This is a genomic window from Sphingomonas cremea, from assembly GCF_021502585.1.
GTDB lineage: Bacteria > Pseudomonadota > Alphaproteobacteria > Sphingomonadales > Sphingomonadaceae > Sphingomicrobium > Sphingomicrobium cremea.
Genome location: NZ_JAKFGM010000002.1, coordinates 625,575 through 645,091, shown reverse-complemented (window position 1 = coordinate 645,091; position 19,517 = coordinate 625,575). Strand labels below are relative to the sequence as shown.

General features: G+C 62.4%; 21 protein-coding genes. 13 read left to right on the top strand and 8 right to left on the bottom strand.

All coding sequences use genetic code 11. The features are described 5' to 3' along the window. Positions 1–9 precede the first annotated feature (9 nt). The gene (locus tag LVY65_RS09645) at positions 10–381 is read right to left on the bottom strand and encodes a ribose-phosphate pyrophosphokinase (protein WP_235067859.1); all 372 of its coding nucleotides are present in this window, start codon (positions 379–381) and stop codon (positions 10–12) included. Beyond that, on the bottom strand, positions 378–956 hold the full coding sequence (locus LVY65_RS09640; protein ID WP_235067858.1) for a DUF4893 domain-containing protein: 579 nt from the start codon (positions 954–956) through the stop codon (positions 378–380). Before LVY65_RS09640 ends, LVY65_RS09645 begins: the two co-directional genes overlap by 4 nt. 211 nt (positions 957–1,167) lie before the next feature. Between LVY65_RS09640 and rarD the strand changes: the two genes are divergently transcribed. Both rarD and LVY65_RS09630 read left to right on the top strand, forming a co-directional pair. Next, complete coding sequence (rarD, locus tag LVY65_RS09635; protein ID WP_235067857.1) at positions 1,168–2,106, top strand: EamA family transporter RarD; 939 nt, start codon at positions 1,168–1,170, stop codon at positions 2,104–2,106. Positions 2,107–2,158: 52 nt separating this feature from the next. Then, positions 2,159–2,380: a hypothetical protein gene (locus LVY65_RS09630; RefSeq protein ID WP_235067856.1), complete on the top strand. Its 222-nt coding sequence runs from the start codon at positions 2,159–2,161 to the stop codon at positions 2,378–2,380. 42 nt (positions 2,381–2,422) lie between these two features. Here LVY65_RS09630 and LVY65_RS09625 read toward each other — a convergent pair whose 3' ends face one another. Both LVY65_RS09625 and LVY65_RS09620 read right to left on the bottom strand, forming a co-directional pair. Beyond that, the gene (locus tag LVY65_RS09625) at positions 2,423–2,842 is read right to left on the bottom strand and encodes a GNAT family N-acetyltransferase (protein WP_235067855.1); all 420 of its coding nucleotides are present in this window, start codon (positions 2,840–2,842) and stop codon (positions 2,423–2,425) included. Between the two features lie 13 nt (positions 2,843–2,855). Further along, positions 2,856–4,586, bottom strand: coding sequence for a PHA/PHB synthase family protein (locus LVY65_RS09620; RefSeq protein WP_235067853.1), 1,731 nt, complete (start codon positions 4,584–4,586; stop codon positions 2,856–2,858). 91 nt (positions 4,587–4,677) lie between these two features. Here LVY65_RS09620 and LVY65_RS09615 point away from each other — a divergent pair, with 91 nt between their 5' ends. Both LVY65_RS09615 and LVY65_RS09610 read left to right on the top strand, forming a co-directional pair. Then, positions 4,678–5,295: a trimeric intracellular cation channel family protein gene (locus LVY65_RS09615; protein ID WP_235067851.1), complete on the top strand. Its 618-nt coding sequence runs from the start codon at positions 4,678–4,680 to the stop codon at positions 5,293–5,295. 38 nt (positions 5,296–5,333) lie between these two features. Further along, positions 5,334–6,512: an LL-diaminopimelate aminotransferase gene (locus tag LVY65_RS09610; RefSeq protein ID WP_235067849.1), complete on the top strand. Its 1,179-nt coding sequence runs from the start codon at positions 5,334–5,336 to the stop codon at positions 6,510–6,512. A gap of 14 nt (positions 6,513–6,526) precedes the next feature. On the opposite strand, the gene LVY65_RS09605 is transcribed toward LVY65_RS09610, so the two are convergent. Both LVY65_RS09605 and LVY65_RS09600 read right to left on the bottom strand, forming a co-directional pair. Beyond that, positions 6,527–7,288: an alpha/beta hydrolase family protein gene (locus LVY65_RS09605; protein ID WP_235067848.1), complete on the bottom strand. Its 762-nt coding sequence runs from the start codon at positions 7,286–7,288 to the stop codon at positions 6,527–6,529. A gap of 17 nt (positions 7,289–7,305) precedes the next feature. Then, a complete protein-coding gene (locus tag LVY65_RS09600; RefSeq protein ID WP_235067847.1) occupies positions 7,306–7,935 on the bottom strand; it encodes a LysE family translocator in 630 nt (209 codons plus the stop codon). 109 nt (positions 7,936–8,044) lie between these two features. Here LVY65_RS09600 and LVY65_RS09595 point away from each other — a divergent pair, with 109 nt between their 5' ends. Beyond that, the gene (locus LVY65_RS09595; protein WP_235067846.1) at positions 8,045–8,950 is read left to right on the top strand and encodes a LysR family transcriptional regulator; all 906 of its coding nucleotides are present in this window, start codon (positions 8,045–8,047) and stop codon (positions 8,948–8,950) included. Positions 8,951–8,969: 19 nt separating this feature from the next. Here LVY65_RS09595 and LVY65_RS09590 read toward each other — a convergent pair whose 3' ends face one another. Further along, on the bottom strand, positions 8,970–9,716 hold the full coding sequence (locus tag LVY65_RS09590) for an oxygen-binding di-iron domain-containing protein (RefSeq protein ID WP_235067845.1): 747 nt from the start codon (positions 9,714–9,716) through the stop codon (positions 8,970–8,972). A gap of 73 nt (positions 9,717–9,789) precedes the next feature. Between LVY65_RS09590 and LVY65_RS09585 the strand changes: the two genes are divergently transcribed. The 4 genes from LVY65_RS09585 to LVY65_RS09570 all read left to right on the top strand — a co-directional run bounded on the left by LVY65_RS09585 (position 9,790) and on the right by LVY65_RS09570 (position 12,157). Further along, the gene (locus tag LVY65_RS09585) at positions 9,790–10,386 is read left to right on the top strand and encodes a TetR/AcrR family transcriptional regulator (RefSeq protein ID WP_235067844.1); all 597 of its coding nucleotides are present in this window, start codon (positions 9,790–9,792) and stop codon (positions 10,384–10,386) included. A gap of 165 nt (positions 10,387–10,551) precedes the next feature. Further along, positions 10,552–11,133 carry a L,D-transpeptidase family protein gene (locus LVY65_RS09580; RefSeq protein ID WP_235067843.1) on the top strand — a complete coding sequence of 194 codons (582 nt, stop codon included), beginning with the start codon at positions 10,552–10,554 and terminating at the stop codon, positions 11,131–11,133. Between the two features lie 40 nt (positions 11,134–11,173). Beyond that, complete coding sequence (locus tag LVY65_RS09575) at positions 11,174–11,668, top strand: DUF2721 domain-containing protein (protein WP_235067842.1); 495 nt, start codon at positions 11,174–11,176, stop codon at positions 11,666–11,668. Between the two features lie 168 nt (positions 11,669–11,836). Beyond that, the gene (locus LVY65_RS09570; RefSeq protein WP_235067840.1) at positions 11,837–12,157 is read left to right on the top strand and encodes a hypothetical protein; all 321 of its coding nucleotides are present in this window, start codon (positions 11,837–11,839) and stop codon (positions 12,155–12,157) included. Positions 12,158–12,202: 45 nt separating this feature from the next. Here LVY65_RS09570 and LVY65_RS09565 read toward each other — a convergent pair whose 3' ends face one another. Continuing rightward, the gene (locus LVY65_RS09565) at positions 12,203–14,578 is read right to left on the bottom strand and encodes an arylsulfatase (RefSeq protein WP_235067838.1); all 2,376 of its coding nucleotides are present in this window, start codon (positions 14,576–14,578) and stop codon (positions 12,203–12,205) included. Between the two features lie 181 nt (positions 14,579–14,759). Here LVY65_RS09565 and glpX point away from each other — a divergent pair, with 181 nt between their 5' ends. From glpX to recJ, 4 genes are read left to right on the top strand one after another with little or no spacing between them, the layout of a single operon-like run. Continuing rightward, positions 14,760–15,737, top strand: coding sequence for a class II fructose-bisphosphatase (gene glpX / locus LVY65_RS09560; RefSeq protein ID WP_235067988.1), 978 nt, complete (start codon positions 14,760–14,762; stop codon positions 15,735–15,737). Between the two features lie 39 nt (positions 15,738–15,776). Beyond that, the gene (locus LVY65_RS09555) at positions 15,777–16,262 is read left to right on the top strand and encodes a PH domain-containing protein (protein WP_235067837.1); all 486 of its coding nucleotides are present in this window, start codon (positions 15,777–15,779) and stop codon (positions 16,260–16,262) included. A 10-nt stretch (positions 16,263–16,272) separates the two neighbouring features. Next, positions 16,273–17,757, top strand: coding sequence for a PH domain-containing protein (locus LVY65_RS09550; RefSeq protein ID WP_235067836.1), 1,485 nt, complete (start codon positions 16,273–16,275; stop codon positions 17,755–17,757). Beyond that, positions 17,754–19,505, top strand: coding sequence for a single-stranded-DNA-specific exonuclease RecJ (gene recJ, locus LVY65_RS09545; protein ID WP_235067835.1), 1,752 nt, complete (start codon positions 17,754–17,756; stop codon positions 19,503–19,505). The genes LVY65_RS09550 and recJ overlap by 4 nt, the downstream gene beginning before the upstream one ends. The last annotated feature ends 12 nt before the right edge of the window (positions 19,506–19,517 follow it).

Here is a 19,517-nt window from a genome sequence, read left to right as displayed (position 1 = left end):
GGCCGCCCCTTAGCCCGAAGCGTCGAGGTCCGCCATCGCCCAATAATCGAAGGTCTTCTGCTGGAGCTTCTTGATGAAGCGAGCTGCCTTCGGTCCCTCCCGCGCGCCTGCATAGCCATGTGCCGAGCCGCCACCGGAAACCCACCAGCCCTGCCCAGGGAGTCCGTCCGACTGGCGCACGACCAGCACCGCAAGTTCCGGCTCGCCCCGTGCTGCCGCGGTTTCATCGACAACCCCTAATGTCTTGCACAGCGCACGCATCTTGGGCCTTGAGAAGACATAGCCAAGATGCTCGAGCAGCTCCGAATAGCTGAGGGCGTGGCCGGCCGCAGCCGCTGCAATCAGGTGCGCCCGAACTTCGTCCGGGTCGTGGAGGCTCATTCCTTGGGCTGCTCGGCGACCGGGGTCAGTTCGAATACGTCGAGTCTCGCACCGTTCTGAGGATAGGGGATGACCAGTCGCCATACGAAGGGTCCGATACGCTCGAATACACCCGCCATGTCGCGCTTGGGATCGTCGCCATAGGCGCGCGCCTCGTCTTCATTGCCAAGCGCGAGCGTACCGAGAAAAATCAGTCTGTTGGGCAGATCATCTTCCCATAGCCGTCCAGCAGGCCGTTGGCTGCCGGTCTGCTTGACGATCGTGAACAACGGTCCCTCGACCTCGACATAGCAGAAGAAGGGCTTGAACTTCTGGAAAGCCGGCCCTTTGCCGGCCTCCCGGCCCAATCGTACCATCCGGCAACTGTAGCTTCCCGGGGTCGGTGCCGGCCGGGGCTTGGCCGAATCGGGATCGAGCAAATCACCTTCGGCACGAATCTGATCGCGAAAACCGCCTGCGCGGGCTTCGGCAAGCCCGCTTGACCAGCCGGTGGCGACGCGGCGGATTCGGTTGAGATCGGCAGTGCTGGCGACTCCCTGCCAGATGTCGGCCTTTGTCGGGGGCGGTGCCGTCACAATTGGCCTCGGAGGTTCCTTGCGCGGCGCTGTGCAGCCCGTCACGACGAGTGCAAACATCAGCAAGGCGGACCGAAAAGGTCTCAAATGCGCGACTCCGAATGATGGCCCCGGCCAACCATAGGATGACTAAGGCGCGCAATGCTTTCAACCAACGATATGTTCAGCATGTCGATTGACTGGGCGAAAACTGCCGCTACGCGCACGCTCAGTGAACGGAACAACCCCTGCCGAGGCCGCCGCCAGCCGAGCTCGCGCTGGCCTCCTCTACGGCCTCGCCGCCTACGGGCTGTGGGGCATCATGCCCATCTATTTCAAATGGCTGAAGGCGGTTCCGTCGATCGATATCGTCGCGCACCGGATCGTCTGGTCGCTGGTCGCGCTCGCGATCCTCGCTACCCTTGCGGGAGCGTGGGACCAGGTTCGGGCAGCGATCCGGCATCGACGAACGCTTGCGTTCCTGTTCGTGACAGCATTGCTGATCGGCACCAACTGGATGCTCTATGTCTATGCGATCAACAGCGGGCACATCCTGGCCGGAAGCCTCGGATATTATCTGAACCCCCTGGCCAACATCCTGCTTGGCCGCTTCATCCTGAAGGAGCGCCTGACGAAGCTGCAATGGACAGCGGTTGCGATTGCCGCTGTTGGCATTGCCGTGCTCGCGGCAGGCGCTCTCGGAACCCTATGGATTAGCCTGACGCTCTGTTTCAGCTTTGCAACCTATGGACTGCTCAGGAAAATCATCCACGTCGAATCGCTTGCGGGGCTTACGATCGAAACCGCCCTGCTTTTCCCCATAGCACTCGGCTGGTTGCTGATGGGCGGGACTGTGGGCCGACCGATGTTCGGCTCTGGGGGAAGCGAAACCGTCCTTCTTGTCGCCACCGGCATCGTCTCGACGGTCCCGCTTCTGTGCTTCACCGCGGCGGCTCGGCGCCTGGCCTACTCGACGGTCGGCATGCTCCAGTTCATCGCTCCGACCCTGCAGTTCCTGCTGGCCGTCGCCATTTACAATGAGCCCTTCACCAACGCCCATGCGATTGCTTTCGGCTGCATCTGGACCGCACTGGCGCTCTATCTTGGATCGATGGTTCGCGACCGGCGGGCAAGGCAGCAACTCGAGTGCAGCGAATTGGCGGAGGCCTGACAGGCAGCGAACCAGCTGCTAAAGGCCGGCAACAAGCTGGGGAGGCGGAAACTTGCTCAACCTCGTGTCGCTCATCATCGGAATCGTTGCGCTTGTCTGCGCTGCGATCGCTTTCATCCCCCTGCTCGGCTGGGCCAACTGGCTGATAATCCCGCTGGCCGTGATCGGCGCAGGAATTGGCGCCATGTCGGGAAGCAATACCGGTCGCAACCTCAACCTGTTCGTGATTGTCGTCGGCATCGTCCGGCTGATGATCGGCGGTGGAATTTTTTGAGCCGCGACCCGGGCGCAAGCGCGAATTTGCAGCTAGGGCGATTTAGCGCGACATCCGTAGCGCTGGTCCAAACCGCGTCTTAGCCGCGCCTTCCAGCGTAAATCCGCATCGCTCGTAAAATTCCTTCGCCGAATGATTGGCGACGACCGTCATCGCCAGGCCCTGGCGGCGCGCCTCGTGGACGGCGGCGTCGACAAGCGCCGCGCCGACACCCTGCCTCCACAGTTCCGGCTCGACGAACAGCCCGTCGAGTTCAGCAATTTCATCGTCGACAAGCACGACTGCAAAGCCGGCAATCCGGTCTCCCAGGTCGGCGACGATGACCTGCTTTCGTTCGATATGCTCCATAGGAAGTTCGATCGCGTCCGGTTCGGCTTCCAGCTGGTCGCGATAATCGTCCAGCGCCAGGCTCGCCCGACGCTGCAAATCCTCCAATTCCGATCGTTCGTCTGGTCGTGCCAATCGAATGCGAAGGTCAGCGTGTCCGGACATAGCGTCCAGGCGCGTCTTCGATCGGCTTGAGCTTGCCCGACCCCGGCACCCGTGCCCCGTCCGGCTTGACGGTTTTGGCGCCAAGTCCCCTCAGCCACTCGATCCAGTCGGGCCACCAACTGCCTTTATGCTCCGCAGCCCCGGCGACGAACTCGTCCAGGGTCGATGCGGCGCCGTCGTTGGTCCAGTATTGATATTTCCCCGCGGCAGGCGGGTTGACCACGCCGGCGATATGACCCGAGCCGGCGAGAATGAATCGGTTGGGGCCTTTCAGCACCCGGGTCAGCTTCCACACGCTCGGCGCTGGGGCGATATGATCTTCGCGACCTGCCTGGATGTACGCTGGGGTCTTAATCTTGCTGAGGTCGACCGGAACGCCCTTCACCACGATCGCGCCCGGTTTCATCATCAAATTTTGGCGATACAGCCGTTCCAGATAATCACGATGCCATTCGCCCGGCAGGTTGGTGACGTCCCCATTCCAATGCAACAGGTCGAACGGCGGCGGGTCGTTGCCCATCAGGTAATTGTTGACGACATAATTCCAGATGAGGTCCTTGCCGCGCAGCAGGTTGAAGGTCGCGGCCATCACTCGTCCATCGAGAACGCCGGTCTCGGCAGTCAACTGTTTCAGGGTCGCCAGCGTATCGTCACCGACGAACATTTTGAGGTCGCCCGGGTCTTCGAAATCGACCTGGGCGGTGAAGAAAGTTGCCGAGGCGACCTTGTCCGCCTCGCCCTTGCCGGCGAGATAGGCGAGCGTCGCCGCCATCGTCGTCCCGGCGACGCAATAGCCGATGGCGTGGACCGACTTCACGCCGAGAAGGTCGCGGATCACGTCGATCGCTTCCACCTGCGCCGCGACATAATCGTCCATCATCACGTCGCGGATCGTCTCGTCGGCTGATTTCCAGCTCACCATGAACAGGGTCACGCCCTGATCGACGACCCATTTGACGAAGCTTTTTTCGGGCGTCAGGTCGAGGATGTAGAAACGATTGATCCACGGCGGGAAAATCACCAGCGGCGTCTCCAGCACTGTTTCGGTTGAGGGCGCATATTGAATTAGCTGGAACAGCTTGGTCTCGTAGATCACCTTGCCCGGAGTAGTCGCCAGGTTTCGCCCCAGCTCGAACGCGCCTTCGGGGCTTTGGGTCACCTGCCCGCGCGAAATGTCGGCGAGCATGTTCTTGAGGCCGGAAAGCAGGTTCTCGCCCTTGGTCTCGATCGTCCGCTTCATCACCTGGGGATTGGTGGCCATGAAATTGGCCGGGCTCATCGCGTCGACGAATCCCTTGGTAGCGAAGCGGAGGCGGCTGCGCGCATCCTCGTCGAGCCCTTCAATCTCTTCGACGGTGCCCAGCAGCTTGTCGCTAATGGCCTGATAGCTTTGGCGAACCGTGTCGAAGATCGGATTTTCTCGCCATTCGGGGGCGCTAAAGCGGCGATCCTTGGTTTCCGCGGCCTCCGAATATTGGCCGAGCATCTGGCTCCACGCCTCCAGGCCTTTGGACCAGGCATCCGCGCCCGCGCTCATCCACGCCATTGGGTCGGTCGTCGCCTTGCCTACCGGCAGGCCAAGTCCCGGCATCGACTTGCCCTTGGACAGATTGTCGGCCCAGGCTTCCATGATCATCTGATTGGCCCGCGCCATGACCAGTGCCCACTGCTGCCAGTCATCAAGGGTCGGAATGGTTGTCGTGTCGTCCGTCATGACTGCCCTATACTCGTCATCGTCAGCAGAGCGAAGCGATCCAGTTTCTGGATTGCTTCGTCTCCTCGTTCCTAGCAATGACAGTCGCGTAATGACCCCGCCGCTTCTCCCCGACGCGCTCGTCCTGCTCGACTATGTCGGGATCGCCGTGTTCGCGGTTTCGGGGGCGCTGCTCGCGGCGGAGAAGAAGCAGACCCTGGTTACCTTCATTTTCTTCGCGGTTATCACTGGCGTTGGTGGCGGTACGCTACGCGACCTGCTGATCGGTGCCCCGGTATTTTGGATGCACACCAATGCCACCCTTTTGATCTGCATCGGCGCGGCGCTCGGCGTATGGTTCCTGTCGCGCCAGGCGATCGCCGATCGCGCGCTGCTGTGGTTCGACGCGATCGGGTTGGCGGCCTACGCCACCTATGGCGCCGCAAAGGCCCTACGTTACGGAGTCGCTCCGGTGCCGGCCTTCGCCATGGGTGTGATGACCGCCTGCGTCGGCGGAATCATCCGCGATGTATTGGCCAACGAGCCGTCGATCCTGATGCGGCCGGAGCTTTACGTCACCGCCGCGGCGCTGGCGTCGGGCCTTTTCGTCATCCTCGCGCTGTTCGGCGCCCCGCCCGCTCTGGCGGCGTTGGTCGCGGGCCTGGCGGGTTTCAGCCTGCGCGGTGCGGCAATAGCGCGCGGCCTGTCGCTTCCCGCATACGATAAGTAGGCTTGCCGCACTGCAGCATCATCGGCCATGTTGGCGTCATGACCGATGAATTCTATCGCATCCAGCGCCTGCCGCCCTACGTCTTCGCCGAAGTCAATGCGATGAAGGCTGCGGCACGGGCGCGCGGGGAGGACATTGTCGACCTCGGCATGGGCAATCCCGACGGAATGCCGCCGAAGCATGTCATCGAAAAGCTGGCCGAAGTTGCGGCCAAGCCGACCGCCCATCGCTACTCGGCATCCAAGGGTATTCCGGGCCTGAGGAAGGCCCAGGCGGGCTATTATCAGCGCCGCTTCGGCGTCGAGCTGGATCCCGACCGCGAAGTGATTGTCACCCTCGGCAGCAAGGAAGGCCTCGCCAACCTCGCCCAGGCGATCACCGCGCCGGGCGATGTCGTGCTGACCCCTAACCCCAGCTACCCGATCCACCATTTCGGCTTCATCATTGCCGGGGCCTCGATCCGCTCGATCCCCGCCGTCCCCGGCCCCGACTTCTTCGAGCGGCTGGAGCGGGCAATGAGCTACACCGTGCCGCGGCCCAAGGTGCTGGTGATCGGCTATCCCAGCAATCCGACCGCCCAGACGGTCGATCTCGCCTTTTACGAGCAGCTGGTTGCCTTCGCCCGGGCGGAGGGCCTGTGGGTCATCTCCGACCTCGCCTATGCCGAGATCTATTTCGGCGACACGCCGACACCGTCGATCCTCCAGGTCCCGGGCGCGAAGGAGATCGCGGTCGAGTTTACCTCCATGTCAAAGACCTATTCGATGGCCGGCTGGCGGATGGGCTTTGCGGTCGGTAACGAGCGGCTGATCAGCGCCCTGATCCGGGTGAAAAGCTACCTCGACTATGGCGCCTTCACCCCCATCCAGGCCGCCGCAGTCGCCGCGCTTAACGGACCGCAGGACTGCGTCGAGGCCAACCGCCAGCTCTACAAGAAGCGCCGCGACGTCATGGTCGATTGCTTCGGCCGCGCTGGCTGGGACATTCCCGTGCCGATGGCCAGCATGTTCGCCTGGGCCCCGATCCCCGAACCGTTCAGGCACCTCGGAAGCATGGAATTCGCCAAGCGCCTGCTGACCGAAGCCCATGTCGCGGTCGCTCCCGGCGTCGGCTTCGGCGAGGAAGGCGAGGGATTTGTGCGGCTTGCCCTGGTTGAGAATGAGCAACGACTGAGGCAGGCCGCGCGCGGCGTTAAGAAGATGATGGCGGGGGCGTAGCTCTTATGTCCGCTTCATGCCGCTTCACGAAGCCATTGGCATAATTCTTCATGCGCCGTTGAGGCAGGATCGAGGAAGTCCATATGGCCCGTGCCGGGGAGAATCCTCAGGTCGACGGAATCTCCAGCCCTTGCGGCTGACTCGGCATATTGCGCGGAAAGCGCCGGCGGCACGAGGTCATCCCGGTCGCCGTGCAGTACGAGCTGCGGAAGATGAAGCGGCAATAGGTTCGCTGGCGAAGTTGCCCGGCAAAGCGCCTCCGGGGACTGGTGTGCACTGGACAACAGCTGCCCAACCGCATCGCCGCCGATCCTTTGCCGTAGCGCCGAAGCGAGGTCGGCAATCGGCGCAAGCGCCGCGACCCGCCAGATCGGAACCATGCAAGGCCAAGGCGCTTGGCGATCGGGCCCATGCTGCGCGGCGCGCCAGAGAGCCAGATGGCCCCCTGCCGAATGACCTATAAGCACGACGCGGTTGAGGTTCAGGGCGTTTGCTGTGGCTGAAATAGTCGCCAGGAAATCGACACCCGAGCAAATGTCATCGAAGGTACCGGGCCACCCACCTCCGGCGTCGCCCACGCGTCGGTAGCCAAGGTTCCAAACGGCATAACCCATGCCAACCAGGTCCTCGGCGATCGGTGTGAATTGGTCGCGGCCGTAAGGCACCTTCCAGAAGCCGCCGTGGAGTAGGCATATGACCGGCGGGGCCGGCAGGTCGGGCAAGTAGAGGTCGCCTGCCTGGGGCTCTTGCGAGCCATATCTGAGGGTAAGCTTCATCTTGCTGAGTTCACCCCTTAACGGCACGCAATAAGGATTGCGGTCGCGGCGATGGCGCCCCCGCAAATACGGTTGAGGCGCCGCACACGATCCGGGCTCCTGAACCAATGCGAAGCACGCCCCGCAAGCAGGGCATATCCACACATCGCCAAGAGGTTCACTGCCGCGACGATGATGAAAATGATCCCGACATCGGCCCAGCTGACTCGGCGAACGTTCAGCAGCAACGGCATCAAGCTTGCGTGGAAAAGCATGGCCTTTGGGTTCGACAGCGCAACTGCCAGTCCGGGAGCGCTGGACCCGAACAGCCCTTGGCCGGCCATCGCTTCGATCGAAGCCGTCACCGGGATCGACCGCCAAAGACGGATTCCCGTGTAGAGGAGGTAAAGTGCGCCGCCGTATTGAATTACGGACAGCATCCATTCGGCGGAATCGATTAGGGCGGCGAGGCCTAGGAGCGCCGCCGCGACCAACAGGACGTCCCCAACCGCAATGCCGACGCCGATTGCCGCAGCGGGTCTGGGGCCGCGGCTAAGTCCAGTCCCGATCACCGTGAACATGGCCGGTCCGGGTGTCGCGACGGCCAGCAAGAGGGCACCGGCATAGGCCGCGGCGGATCCCCAGCCGATAGTTGCATCCAATTGCATTTCCGTCACTCCGCACGATGGGACGTGCGGAACCTAAGGCATAAGCAAGGGAAACAGTTGCGCCATTTTTGCCTACTATAGTAGAATAAATATCTACAAAGGGCGCCCGATGACCGTACAACCACTTCTTTCCGGAGTGCCCGTCTTCGTGGAGGCGGTCACCGCCGGAGGCTTCTCGGCGGCAGCTACCAGGCTCAACCGGTCCCGTTCGGCCGTGGGAAAGACAATCGCACGGCTTGAGAGCCAGCTTGGCGTTCGGCTCTTTCATCGTACGACCCGGGTTCAGAGGCTAACCGACGAAGGCCAGCTATTTTACGAATATTGCCTAAGGGCACTGGCCGAACTCGGAACCGCGCGCACGATGTTGGAGGCTGGCCGGCAGGAAGCCGCCGGGCAATTAAAGGTGTCGCTTCCGATCCTCCTTGGCCGTCGCCGCATCGCACCGATTCTGACGCGCCTGGTTGCCGAGCATCCGAATCTCGACCTCGTGCTGCGCTTCACCGATCGCGTCGTCGACCTTGTTGCGGAAGGCTTCGATCTGGCCGTTCGCAACGGGCCATTGGGATATAGTGACGGCCTGTCCGCGCGCCGGATCGGGCAAGAGCGGATGATCCTGTGCGTGGCGCCTTCCTATCTGGAGCTTCTTGGAACGCCTGCTTCGCTCCTTGAGCTAACGTCGCATCGGGCGGTGACCTACGCCCGCCCAAACGGGAAGAGCCGCTGGTTGCTCTATGACGATGTGCAGGGCCCGGTTGAGATCGAGCCGAGCTCGCGGCTCGCGCTGGACGATCTCGAGGCGATCGCGGATGCCGCCGAGGCAGGCTTGGGCATCGCTTGGCTCCCCAAGGCGCTCATTGAGGAGCGGCTGGCATCAGGTGGTTTGGTCCAACTGTTTCCCGATTGGCCAAGCCACCTTTATGACAGCTATGCAGTATGGCCGACCGTGCCGCACATGTCGCTTCGCACAAGGGTCGCAATCGACGCCTTGGCTGCGGGGCTTTCTCGCGATCAATAGCCTTGGCACCGTGCCGAACCTAGGCAGCCAATGCGTTCTTCTCGCGCCAAGCCATTGTGCGCCGATCATAATCGTCGGCCAGCGCATCGATCGCCGCACATGCGTCGCCGGCAAAGGCGGGCCCATGCATCAGTGCAAGCGTCTTTGGTGCAAGTGAAGCGAGACGGCGGATCGTCGCGCCCATTTCCGGATGAAGGCTTGAGAAGCCAAACAAATCCTCGGCTTCCGATGCTGGACCGACAATGTCGGATTCGGTCAACGCCTTCGACTGCCCTGCCTGAGTGAACAGGTCGCCGCAAAGCAGCGTGCTCGTCGTTTCTTCGAATAGCAGGCCCGCATCCCAGCCGTGCGGCGTATGTGGTGTATCGATGTAGCGGATACGCTTTCCACCCAGGTCGATTACTTCGCCATCTGCCAGCACGCGCGGCGGGCGGTCGGCCAAATCGCTGAGACTTACATCACAGCCAATTGCCCCATGGGCAATTTCCGCACTTGGGGCTGCTGCGAGCCACAGGTTCATGGCGCCGCATTCATCGGCCTCCACATGACCGAAGCTGATCCAGCGCAGGCGCTCGGGCTTGATGACCCGAGCGACCGCCTCGTGGACCGCCGGGAAGAGTCTCCGATGGCCGGTGTGAAATAGCAGCGGCTCGTCACCCACGATCAGATATTGGTTGAAAGTGAAACCGGCGGGTGCGGCCACTTCCGGCACGAAGGTGGAGATCCGGAAAATGCCGTCACTGATTTCGTCCACGCAAGTGGTCATCGACCATCTCCTCCTCTCATGGAATTAGCGAGTCGTATTTGACTGCACGGCGCTGTGCAATTAACATGGGAGCATGTCAAGTTTAGATGCACACAAATGTGTAACCAATGTTCGGCCCTATCGGATGGGCAAGCGCGCGGAAAAACTGGATGAGACGCGGCAGCGGATCGTGGAGGCTGCGGTTGACCTTCACAGTAGCCTGGGTCCGGCCCGAACGACGGTTTCGCAGATCGCCGAACGCGCCGGTGTTCAGCGGCACACCTATTACGCTCACTTTCCAGATGAGAGGGAGCTCTACTTGGCCTGCTCGGGCCTTGCGCTGGAGCGCGATCCGCTGCCCGATCTCGAGCTATTGCACTTGCTCCCGGCTGGCCCCGGACGCGTGCGGATCGGACTGGAGAGACTGTACAGCTGGTATGAGCGGAATGAACAGCTTGCTGCCTGCGTGTTACGGGATGCGGAGCATCACGAACTAACCCGCGAAATGGTCGAGCTACGTTTGACGCCATTTTTCAGCAATTGCTCTCGCCTCCTGGGAGAAGGGATGGGCGAGCGCTCCCAGTCCTTGCTTGGCGTTGCCCTGGAATTCCGATGCTGGCGTTCGCTGAGCGAGAAAATGACGCCGGCGACTGCTGCGGAACTAATGAGCGATGCAATCGCATGTCTTTGATTGGAAGCGGATGCGATACTCCGCGACCGACCAATTATCAGGTTATCGCCCATCCGAGCCGATGGAACGACAGTCCGCGTGCCGAGTTTAACGACTTCGGCTTGTGCGTGCGGTCGGCTTCATGCACTTGATCGGCAAAGGGTTTTTGAGAGCGTGGGGTGTGGCATGAGGAAGATTTGGTCCTGGATGGCGGTCGCCGGCACGCTTGCGCTGGCCGCCTGTTCGACCGTTCCGCCGCCGCCGCCGGCGCCACGGATTGCAACCCCCGCCTTTGTCCCTCCGGAAACCAATTATCGCTGGACCAACGGATTCTCGGCATCAGGTTATGAGGCGATGCACAAGATGCTCGGCCGCACCGCGCTTCGCCCGGCCGAGTTCCACTGGGCGCAGTCGATCCCTGCCGACGGGGACGTTGCGATTACCGTCGATACCGCAAACCAGATCGCTTTCGTGTTCAAGGGTTCGCAGCTGATTGGCGTAACCAATGTGTCGACCGGCAAGAAGGGGCATCCGACCCCGCTGGGCTTTTGGACGATCAACTGGAAGCGGCCGATGTACCGGTCGAAGAAATATGACAATGCGCCGATGCCGTTCATGCAGAATATCGACGACAAGGGCATCGCGATGCATGGCGGCGTGACGCCCGGCTATCCGGCCAGCCATGGCTGCATCCGCCTGCCGATGGCCTTTGCCAAGCAGCTCTACACGCTGACCAAGCCTGGCGATAAGGTGGTCATCGAGGGCTAAGCCCTCGCATTGTACACATTGCTGGGGCATATCGGCGCCCATGGCCACGCCTTCGCTACTTCCCCATACGCCCGCGCTGGCCCAACTGGCCCAGATCATTCAGCTGGCGGTCGCGCCGGTGTTCCTGCTGGCGGGGCTTGGCGCCTTTCTCAACGTCTGCGCAGGGCGGCTGGCGAGGATCGTCGACCGGGCCCGCAGGCTTGAGCCCCGCATCCTGGAAAGTCGCGGTCAGGAGCATGACCGGCTGATCCGCGAGATTCGAATGCTCGACCGGCGAATCCGCGTCGTTAACACGGCCATCTTCACCTCGGTGCTGGCCGCGGTACTCATCTCGATCGTCGTGATCCTGCTGTTCGGCGCCTTCCTCACCGGCTACCGGTTCGGCACCCTGATTGCCCTGTTGTTCATCGCTGCGATGATCGCCACCGCCTCGGGCTTCGCCATTTTCCTCCACGAGACCCGCCTCGGCACCCGCAGCGTTCGCATCGGCTCCCACATCCTCGATCACGAACCCGACGAGGACGAGGGCAGATGACGACCAGCCTGCCCGTCGATCGGAACCAAAAAGCGCTCTGATCATTTCCCCGTGCGAGGTCGCATGCGATCGCAAGGTCGAGCGGCAAGATTCATCCCCCTGGTCAAGCTGGGGCGTAGCATCGCCTGCATAAGGCTCTTGTTGCGTCCCGGCGGATACGGCGAAAACATGCTTGATTTAAGGCCCGGTGATTATGTCGAATGTGTCGACAATTCCCCACGATCCCCAATCAGCACCATCATGCCTGAAGGCGACCGCCTCTATACGGTCGAAGAGGTGAGGTTCATCGCCGGAGGCTACAGCCTGCGCCTCAACGAACTGGCGCCAAGTTGCTACATGGGCGGACCTTGTACCTGCGGAGATTGCGGCTGGGACGCGCGGCGCTTCCGGCGAGTCTACCGCCCAGAGGCGCGAAAGCTGGAGCTGTTCAAGGCTATGCTTCGCACATTGAAGCCAGCCATCGCCGATCCGGTTCCGATTGGTAATTAGGCGGCAAAAGCCCCGGCCGCGCTGACACGGCCGGGGTTTCGCCAGCTATTGCCGAGCCATTGCAAGCGCGAGCGCCTGCTCGGGGTCAACCTTGTGATCGGCCTCCTCGGCGGCATCGGCGATGGCCAGCTGAACGCCCTTGATCGTGCCGTTGAAGGCATTGCCAATCGGCCCATAGTCCTGGGAAACCGCTGCGCCGGTATCCCGTCCGACGTCGCAACCATCATCGGCCGAGAAGATCATCGCCAAGGTTGCATCCACTCGTCCCTCGCCGGCTTTCGAGCCATCGACATATAGGGTTACGTTTCCGCCTTTGCCGAGGCCCCCGCCATCATAGGCGAACTCCATCCGCACCTGGTGCTCCCCGGCCGGAAGCTCATTCTCCGCTTCGACATAGAAGAATTTGAGACCGCCCAGATTATAGCAATATTTGAGCTTGTTGGCGTGAACGTAGAGCGACCAGCCGCCAATGTTGGCACCCTGGGCGATAATCACGCCTTGCGCACCGTGATCGGGAACGACGATCTCAGCCGATACTGAGTGCGACTTGTTCTTGATATTGAGCACGCAGTTTTCGGACAGGCGGCCCATGGAACCGAACAAGATTTGCGTATTGCCCTTGATCAATATCGGCCGTCCGGCTCGGTCAGGATCCATTTTCTTGGCAATATCGTCGTCGAGTGGCAGCACATTATACTTTACCGCTTCGATCAGCCACAGCCGCTGCAGTTCGTGGAGCTTGTCCGGATTCTCCTTCGACAGATCCCTCGCCTGGTTCCAGTCGGTGTTGGTGTCGTAAAGCTCCCAGACGTCATCGTCGAACTGCGGCGTTTTTTCGCCAATGAGCAACCACGGCGTCTTGTGCCGTGTAACCGCGGTCCAGCCCTGATGATAAATGCCCCGATTACCGAACATTTCAAAATATTGGGTCTCACGCTGCTCGGGTGCGTCGGCGTTGTTAAACGAATAAAGCATGCTGACGCCTTCAATCGGTGTCTGCTGCACGCCTTCGACAATGGTCGGTTCAGGCAGGCCAGCCGCTTCGAGAATAGTCGGCGCGACATCGATCACATGATGGAACTGGTCCCGCTGCTCGCCTTTGCCCTTGATGCCGCTGGGCCAGTGGACGATCGTGCCATTTCGAGTACCGCCCCAGTGCGAGGCGACTTGCTTGGTCCATTGGTATGGCGTGTTCATCGCATGGGCCCAGCCAACGGCATAGTGATTGTATGAGTTAGGGCCGCCTAGCTCGTCGAGTTTTCCCATCAGATATTGGGGTGTCTCGAAGGCACTCATGCCATTGAAATTCAGCATTTCGTTGAAGGTGCCATTGAGCGTCCCTTCGGCAGACGCACCGTTGTCGCCGATGATATAATAGACCAGCGTGTCGTCGAGGATGCCGAGCTTTTCGATGCTGTCGAGCAAACGGCCGACATGATGATCGGTATATTCCATGTACCCGGCGTAGACTTCGGCCTGGCGGCTAAGGACCGGCTTCATTTCCTCGGGCATCTCGTCCCAGGCGGGTATCTCCTTGTGGCGCTTGGTCAGCTCGCTGTCGGCCGGGATGACGCCAAGCTCTTTCTGGCGGGCAAAGGTCCGCTCGCGAAGTTTGTCCCAGCCATCGTCGAACTTGCCCTTATATTTGTCGGCCCATTCTTTGGGCACATGGTGCGGGGCGTGGGTGGCGCCCGGCGCGAAATAGACGAAGAACGGCTTGTCCGGTGCCAGCATCTTCTGCTGGCCGATCCAACCGATGGCCTTGTCGGTCATGTCATCGACCAAATGGTAGCCTTCCTCGGGCGTTTTATCCGCCTCGACCGGCGTAGTGCCCTCGTAAAGCGTCGGGTACCATTGGTTGGCCTCACCGCCGATGAAACCATAGAAATATTCGAATCCGCTTCCGGTCGGCCACTGGTTGAATGGGCCGATCGGGCTGGTTTCCCACACAGGCACTTCGTGACACTTGCCGAACTGAGCTGTGTTGTAGCCATTGAGTTTGAGCGTCTTCGCCAATGGGGCCGCGGTGTTTCGCAGAATCGAACTGTACCCAGGTGCGCCGGTCGCCGTTTCGGTGATGCAGCCCATTCCAACCGAGTGATGGTTCCGGCCGGTTAGCAACGCCTGCCGGGTCGGCGAGCAAAGCGCGGTCGTATGGAAGCGGCGATATTTAAGGCCGCCCGCTGCAAGCCTCTCGGCATTTGGCGTCTGGCATGGCCCGCCGAATGTGCTCGACGAACCGAATCCAGCATCGTCAATCAGGATGACCAGCACATTGGGCGCGCCCTTTGGCGGACGAAGCTGGCTAATCGGATCGAAGTGGCTCGCCGGATCCTTGCCATCATAGCAAATGAGCCCGCTGAAGGGCTTGTCGGGGATCGGGAGAATCGTGCGGGAAAGCGAGTCGGGAGTCGCGGGCATCGGAGTGCTCCTGTCATGGGGATGAGACTCGAACTCGCCAGTTGGACTTATGTGTAGGGGGCTGGAATAGGTAATTATCCCAAGGCTGGTGCGCATCCGGCAGGCTGGTGCTCTCGACAGCGCAAGCCCCCCGGCCTATCGGCGCGGCATCGATTCACTCGTCCGGGAAATTCTCCAAGCCATGGTTAGTGCCAGCCACGTCCTCGATCGCGTCCTCGTCCTTGAAATGGTCCGGGTAACCGAAGCCGCGGCAATCGCCGCTTCGAAATGGATCGGCCGCGGCGACAATGACTCGGCCGATGCAGCCGCAGTCGAAGCGATGCGTGCGGCCCTCAACGAGCTTCCGATGGACGGGACCGTGGTCATCGGCGAAGGCGAGCGTGACGAAGCGCCGATGCTCTATATCGGGGAGAAGGTCGGCAGCGCCCAAGGCGAAGGGCCCGCGATCGATATCGCGCTGGACCCGCTGGAAGGCACCACCATTACCGCCACGGCCGGCCCCAATGCGCTTGCCGTACTGGCGATTGCCGAAAAGGGCTGCCTGCTCAATGCGCCCGACGTCTACATGGAAAAGATCGCGATTGGCGGCGGCTATCCTGACGGCACGATCAACCTCGATAAATCGGTCGCCGACAATGTTCGCGCGGTGGCGGCCGCAAAGAATGTGCAGCCGAGCGAAATTATCGCCTGCGTGCTCGATCGGCCGCGCCATTCAGAAATCATCGCGGAGCTTCGCGCACTGGGCTGCGGCATCAAGCTCATTCCCGATGGCGATGTCGCCGGTGTCATCGCCACCACCGACCCGGACACCGGCGTCGATATTTATCTGGGCACCGGCGGCGCGCCGGAGGGCGTGCTCGCCGCGGCGGCACTGCGCTGCGTCGGTGGGCAGATGCAGGGACGACTCTTGTTCCGCAACGATGACGAGCGCGGCCGAGCGCATCGCTGGGGCATCGAAGATCTCGATCGGATCTACTCGATGGAGGATATGGCCAAGGGCGACTGCATCTTTGCCGCCACGGGCGTGACCGATGGCTCGCTGCTGTCGGGCGTGAAGCGCCGCAAGGGCGGCTGTATCGAGACCGAGAGCATCGTCATGCGCGCCAGCTCCGGCACGGTGCGCCGGGTCAGCACCCAATCTCACCGGGAGCTCGCCTGACCCGCTTGTGAGCAGTCGCGCTTGCTGTATCGTCGGCGCATGACAGCTCATGCCATTCCGGCCGACCTGCAGCCGGTCGAGCCAGCCTATCGCAACGCAATCCGCGCCCGGGCAGCAGTCTTCTGGGTGCCGATCTTCCTTGTCGCGCTTGTTGTCGACCAGCAGCTGTTGGCCACGACCCCGGTTTCCAGCCTGCTTCCCGTCCTGGCAGGAGCAATCGGGCTCAGCGCGATCATGGTCGCGCCCGATCGGATTTACCGTCGGCTCGGCTATGCGATCGACGGGCGGCTGCTGCGCACGGTGCGCGGCTGGTTGTTCCACACCGACACTGTGGTGCCCTTCGTTCGGGTCCAGCATATCGATGTGACTCGCGGACCGTTTGACAAATTGTTCGGCACCGCCAGCCTGGTCGTCCATACGGCGGGCACCCACAACAGCATTGTCGTCTTGCCGGGTCTGTCGCCGGATCGCGCCGCCGAAATTCGCGAGGCGATCCGCTCCGAGATCCGCGCGGACGCCGAGTGACGTGGGCGAAATGAGCGAATCCGCTGCCCTTGCCCTGCCCAACGAGGAGCTCGGGCCGCCTGAGCGGCTACATCCGCTTTACCTCGTGACCGGACTTGGCCAGTCGGTGAAGGGCGCCTGGGGCATGCTTGCCGGCAGTGCCTATTTCGCCACTCAGGGACGCTGGTTGCTAGTGGCGGTGATGGGCCTGCTGTTCGCCCTGCTGTCGGTAGGGGCGCTGGTCCTTCGCTGGCTCAAGCTCGAATATCGCGTCGGCGCGCATGAGATCCGCATCGACAGCGGCTTCCTGTCGCGCACCAGCCGCGCCATCCCGTTCGACCGGGTTACCGACGTCGACATAGAGCAAGGCCCGCTCCAGCGCCTGTTCGGCCTCGCCCAGGTCAAGCTTGAAACCGGCGCATCGGCTGGAAGCAAGGAAGAGGAAGGCGTTCTCCATACCATTTCGCTAAAGCGGGCGGAGGCGCTGCGCGACCATATCCGCGCCCGGCGCAGCCGAGCCGCGACGGCCGATGCTGGGCTGGCGGCGGAGGACGGGCCCGCATTGTTCGCGATGGACAACCGCCGTGTAGTGACCGCCGGCCTGTTCAATTTTTCCCTGGCGGTCATCGCAGGCCTGTTCGGTATTTCCCAGACGATGGGCGACGCACTTGGCTTCGATCCGTTCGAACGCAGCTTCTGGATCGACCTGCTGAACCGTAGCGAGCCGCTGCAAAACCTGGTCCTGACGCACCAAATCGTAGCGGTTCTCGGGGGCAGCGTCCTGCTGATCCTGTTGGGAATCGGCACCGGCCTGGTCCGCACTGTCCTGCGCGATTATGGCTTTCGCCTCGACCGGACGGAAACCGGATTCCGCCGCCGCCGCGGCCTGCTGACGCTGACCGATGTCACCATTCCGGCCAAGCGGGCGCAGGCGGCAATTCTTGCCAACGGCCCAATCCGCCAACGCTTCGGCTGGTGGGTTCTGAAGCTTCAAAGTCTCGCCCAGGACGGTGGGAAGGGCGATCACGTCGTCGCTCCGCTTGCGCGTGAGGGGGAAGCCGCTGCAATCCTTGCCTCGCTCGGCTGGCCGCTCGCTCCGCCTTCGGGCTCGTGGCTCGCCGTCTCGCGCGCATTCGTCACCTCATTCACCGGCATTCTGATCCCCGCCGCACTGGCGACGATCATTGTGCTGCCATTTGTCGGGCCGGTCGGCCTGTTGTGGCTGCTTGGCGGCTTCCTGGCGATTGCCATGCGCTGGCTCGCTTGGCGGCGAACCCGCTATTCGCTCGATGCCAGCAATTTGTTCGTCGAGTCAGGTTGGTGGCGTCACCGCCGCAACATATTGCCCGTGCGCAAGATCCAGAGCGTAGACCTTTCCGAGAACTTCTGGAGCCGCGCCTTTGGCATTTGCACCCTAAGGCTCGGCGTCGCCGGGGGCAGCGGCTTCTCCGATCACCATGTACCAGCATTGAGCCGCGCCGAGGCCGAAGCGCTTCGGACGGAGTTACTGTCATGAGTCCCTTTGCCTGCGGCGTCGAGAAAAGCCTCACGGGCCAGCCCTGGCGCTGGCGCCGTGTCGGAGGCGACGAGCTGGGCCGCGACCTCACCGACCAGCTGTTGCTCGCGCGCGGGATCGAAGAAGCAGACCTCGCCCGACACCGTCAGCCGACCATCCGCGACTTCCTTCCCGACCCCTCGGCTTTTGCCGACATGGACAAGGCCGCCGCAAGATTGGCCGATGCCGTGCAGGCTGTCGAAACCGTCGCGATCTTCGGCGACTATGACGTGGACGGTGCGACTTCTGCGGCGCTGCTGACCATCCTTCTTCGCCAGCTCGGCAGTGACCCGATCGTTTATATCCCCGACCGTCTGATGGAGGGCTATGGCCCGTCAGGCGCGGCCTTGGTCGAGTTGAAGCGGCGCGGCGCCAGTCTGGCAATCACCGTGGATTGCGGCGCGCAGGCGTTCGACGCGCTGCAGGAAGCAGCCGACGCTGGCCTCGATGTCATTGTCTGCGATCATCATCAATGCGCCGCCAGCCTTCCGGTCGCCCATTCGCTGATCAACCCCAACCGACTCGATGAGAGCGAAGTTGGCGTCGCGCATGGCCATGTCGCCGCGGTCGGCATGGCCTTCCTGCTGGGCGTCGCATTGCTCCGCGAACTGCGCGGCCGCAGCTATTTCGCGGATCGGGCAGAGCCCCGGATTATGGATTTGCTCGACATTGTCGCGCTTGGCACCGTCGCCGACGTCGCACGATTGAAGACGCTCAACCGCGCCTTCGTAACCCAAGGGCTCAAGGTGATGGCCGAGCGGCGCAACATCGGGCTCGTCGCGCTGGCCCAGGCGGCACGGCTGGTGAAGCCGCCGACCTGCCGGGACCTCGGCTTTGCGCTCGGCCCTCGGATCAACGCCGGCGGGCGGGTCGGCAAGTCCGATCTTGGCGTCCGGCTGCTGACATCGACCGATCCCGACGAGGCGCGAACCATCGCAGCTGAGCTCGACCGGCTGAACGAAGAGCGGCGCGCGATTGAGATGCTCGTTACGGAACAGGCGGGAGAGGCGGCGGAGGCCCAATCCGAGGCTCCGCTGATCATGGTCAGCGGGCGTGGTTGGCACCCCGGCGTAATCGGCATCGTCGCCAGCCGCCTGAAAGAGCGCTTTGGCCGCCCCGCAATCGTCGTTGCGGAGGAAGAGGATGGCACGGGCAAGGGGTCGGGCCGGTCCATCTCGGGCGTCGATCTCGGTGCGGCGGTGCTTGCGGCAAAGGACCATGGCCTGCTTGTCGCTGGAGGTGGACATGCGATGGCGGCCGGTTTGACTGTTGCACCTGGCGGGCTCGAGGCGCTCCGCACCTTCCTTCACGAACGGATGAGGGCCGACGTAGAATCGGCGCGCGGAGGACGAGCGTTATTGCTCGATGCCCTGCTTGCCCCCGGCGGAGTCGCGGGCGAGTTATGCGACGCGCTCGACGCGGCAGGACCCTATGGGGCCGGCTGGCCCGCTCCTCGGGTCGCTGCCGGGCCAGCGCGACTGATCAAGGTAGGCGTCGTCGGAAATGGCCACGTCCGCGCCATTGCCTGCGGCGACGACGGCCGATCGTTCAAGCTGATCGCTTTCCGCGCCGCGGAGACTGAGCTGGGTCAGGCGATGCTGTCCTCGCCCGCCGACAGGCGCTGGTGGTTGGCGGGTACGATCAAGCGCGACGAATGGAATGGCGGCAATGCGGCGGAAATGCACCTGGAAGATGCCGCGCCTGCTTGACCGCCGAGCGCT

What these genes read in the sequence shown, in the direction of transcription:
- LVY65_RS09600 (WP_235067847.1), bottom strand. Translation starts at nt 7,935, where the DNA reads ATGCAATTGGATGCAACTATCGGCTGGGGATCCGCCGCGGCCTATGCC.
- LVY65_RS09585 (WP_235067844.1), top strand. Translation starts at nt 9,790, where the DNA reads ATGTCAAGTTTAGATGCACACAAATGTGTAACCAATGTTCGGCCCTAT.
- recJ (WP_235067835.1), top strand. Translation starts at nt 17,754, where the DNA reads ATGAGTCCCTTTGCCTGCGGCGTCGAGAAAAGCCTCACGGGCCAGCCC.
- LVY65_RS09645 (WP_235067859.1), bottom strand. Translation starts at nt 381, where the DNA reads ATGAGCCTCCACGACCCGGACGAAGTTCGGGCGCACCTGATTGCAGCG.
- LVY65_RS09575 (WP_235067842.1), top strand. Translation starts at nt 11,174, where the DNA reads ATGGCCACGCCTTCGCTACTTCCCCATACGCCCGCGCTGGCCCAACTG.
- LVY65_RS09620 (WP_235067853.1), bottom strand. Translation starts at nt 4,586, where the DNA reads ATGACGGACGACACGACAACCATTCCGACCCTTGATGACTGGCAGCAG.
- LVY65_RS09610 (WP_235067849.1), top strand. Translation starts at nt 5,334, where the DNA reads ATGACCGATGAATTCTATCGCATCCAGCGCCTGCCGCCCTACGTCTTC.
- glpX (WP_235067988.1), top strand. Translation starts at nt 14,760, where the DNA reads ATGGTTAGTGCCAGCCACGTCCTCGATCGCGTCCTCGTCCTTGAAATG.
- LVY65_RS09550 (WP_235067836.1), top strand. Translation starts at nt 16,273, where the DNA reads ATGAGCGAATCCGCTGCCCTTGCCCTGCCCAACGAGGAGCTCGGGCCG.
- LVY65_RS09570 (WP_235067840.1), top strand. Translation starts at nt 11,837, where the DNA reads ATGCTTGATTTAAGGCCCGGTGATTATGTCGAATGTGTCGACAATTCC.
- LVY65_RS09565 (WP_235067838.1), bottom strand. Translation starts at nt 14,578, where the DNA reads ATGCCCGCGACTCCCGACTCGCTTTCCCGCACGATTCTCCCGATCCCC.
- LVY65_RS09595 (WP_235067846.1), top strand. Translation starts at nt 8,045, where the DNA reads ATGACCGTACAACCACTTCTTTCCGGAGTGCCCGTCTTCGTGGAGGCG.
- LVY65_RS09580 (WP_235067843.1), top strand. Translation starts at nt 10,552, where the DNA reads ATGAGGAAGATTTGGTCCTGGATGGCGGTCGCCGGCACGCTTGCGCTG.
- LVY65_RS09605 (WP_235067848.1), bottom strand. Translation starts at nt 7,288, where the DNA reads ATGAAGCTTACCCTCAGATATGGCTCGCAAGAGCCCCAGGCAGGCGAC.
- LVY65_RS09615 (WP_235067851.1), top strand. Translation starts at nt 4,678, where the DNA reads ATGACCCCGCCGCTTCTCCCCGACGCGCTCGTCCTGCTCGACTATGTC.
- LVY65_RS09590 (WP_235067845.1), bottom strand. Translation starts at nt 9,716, where the DNA reads ATGACCACTTGCGTGGACGAAATCAGTGACGGCATTTTCCGGATCTCC.
- LVY65_RS09555 (WP_235067837.1), top strand. Translation starts at nt 15,777, where the DNA reads ATGACAGCTCATGCCATTCCGGCCGACCTGCAGCCGGTCGAGCCAGCC.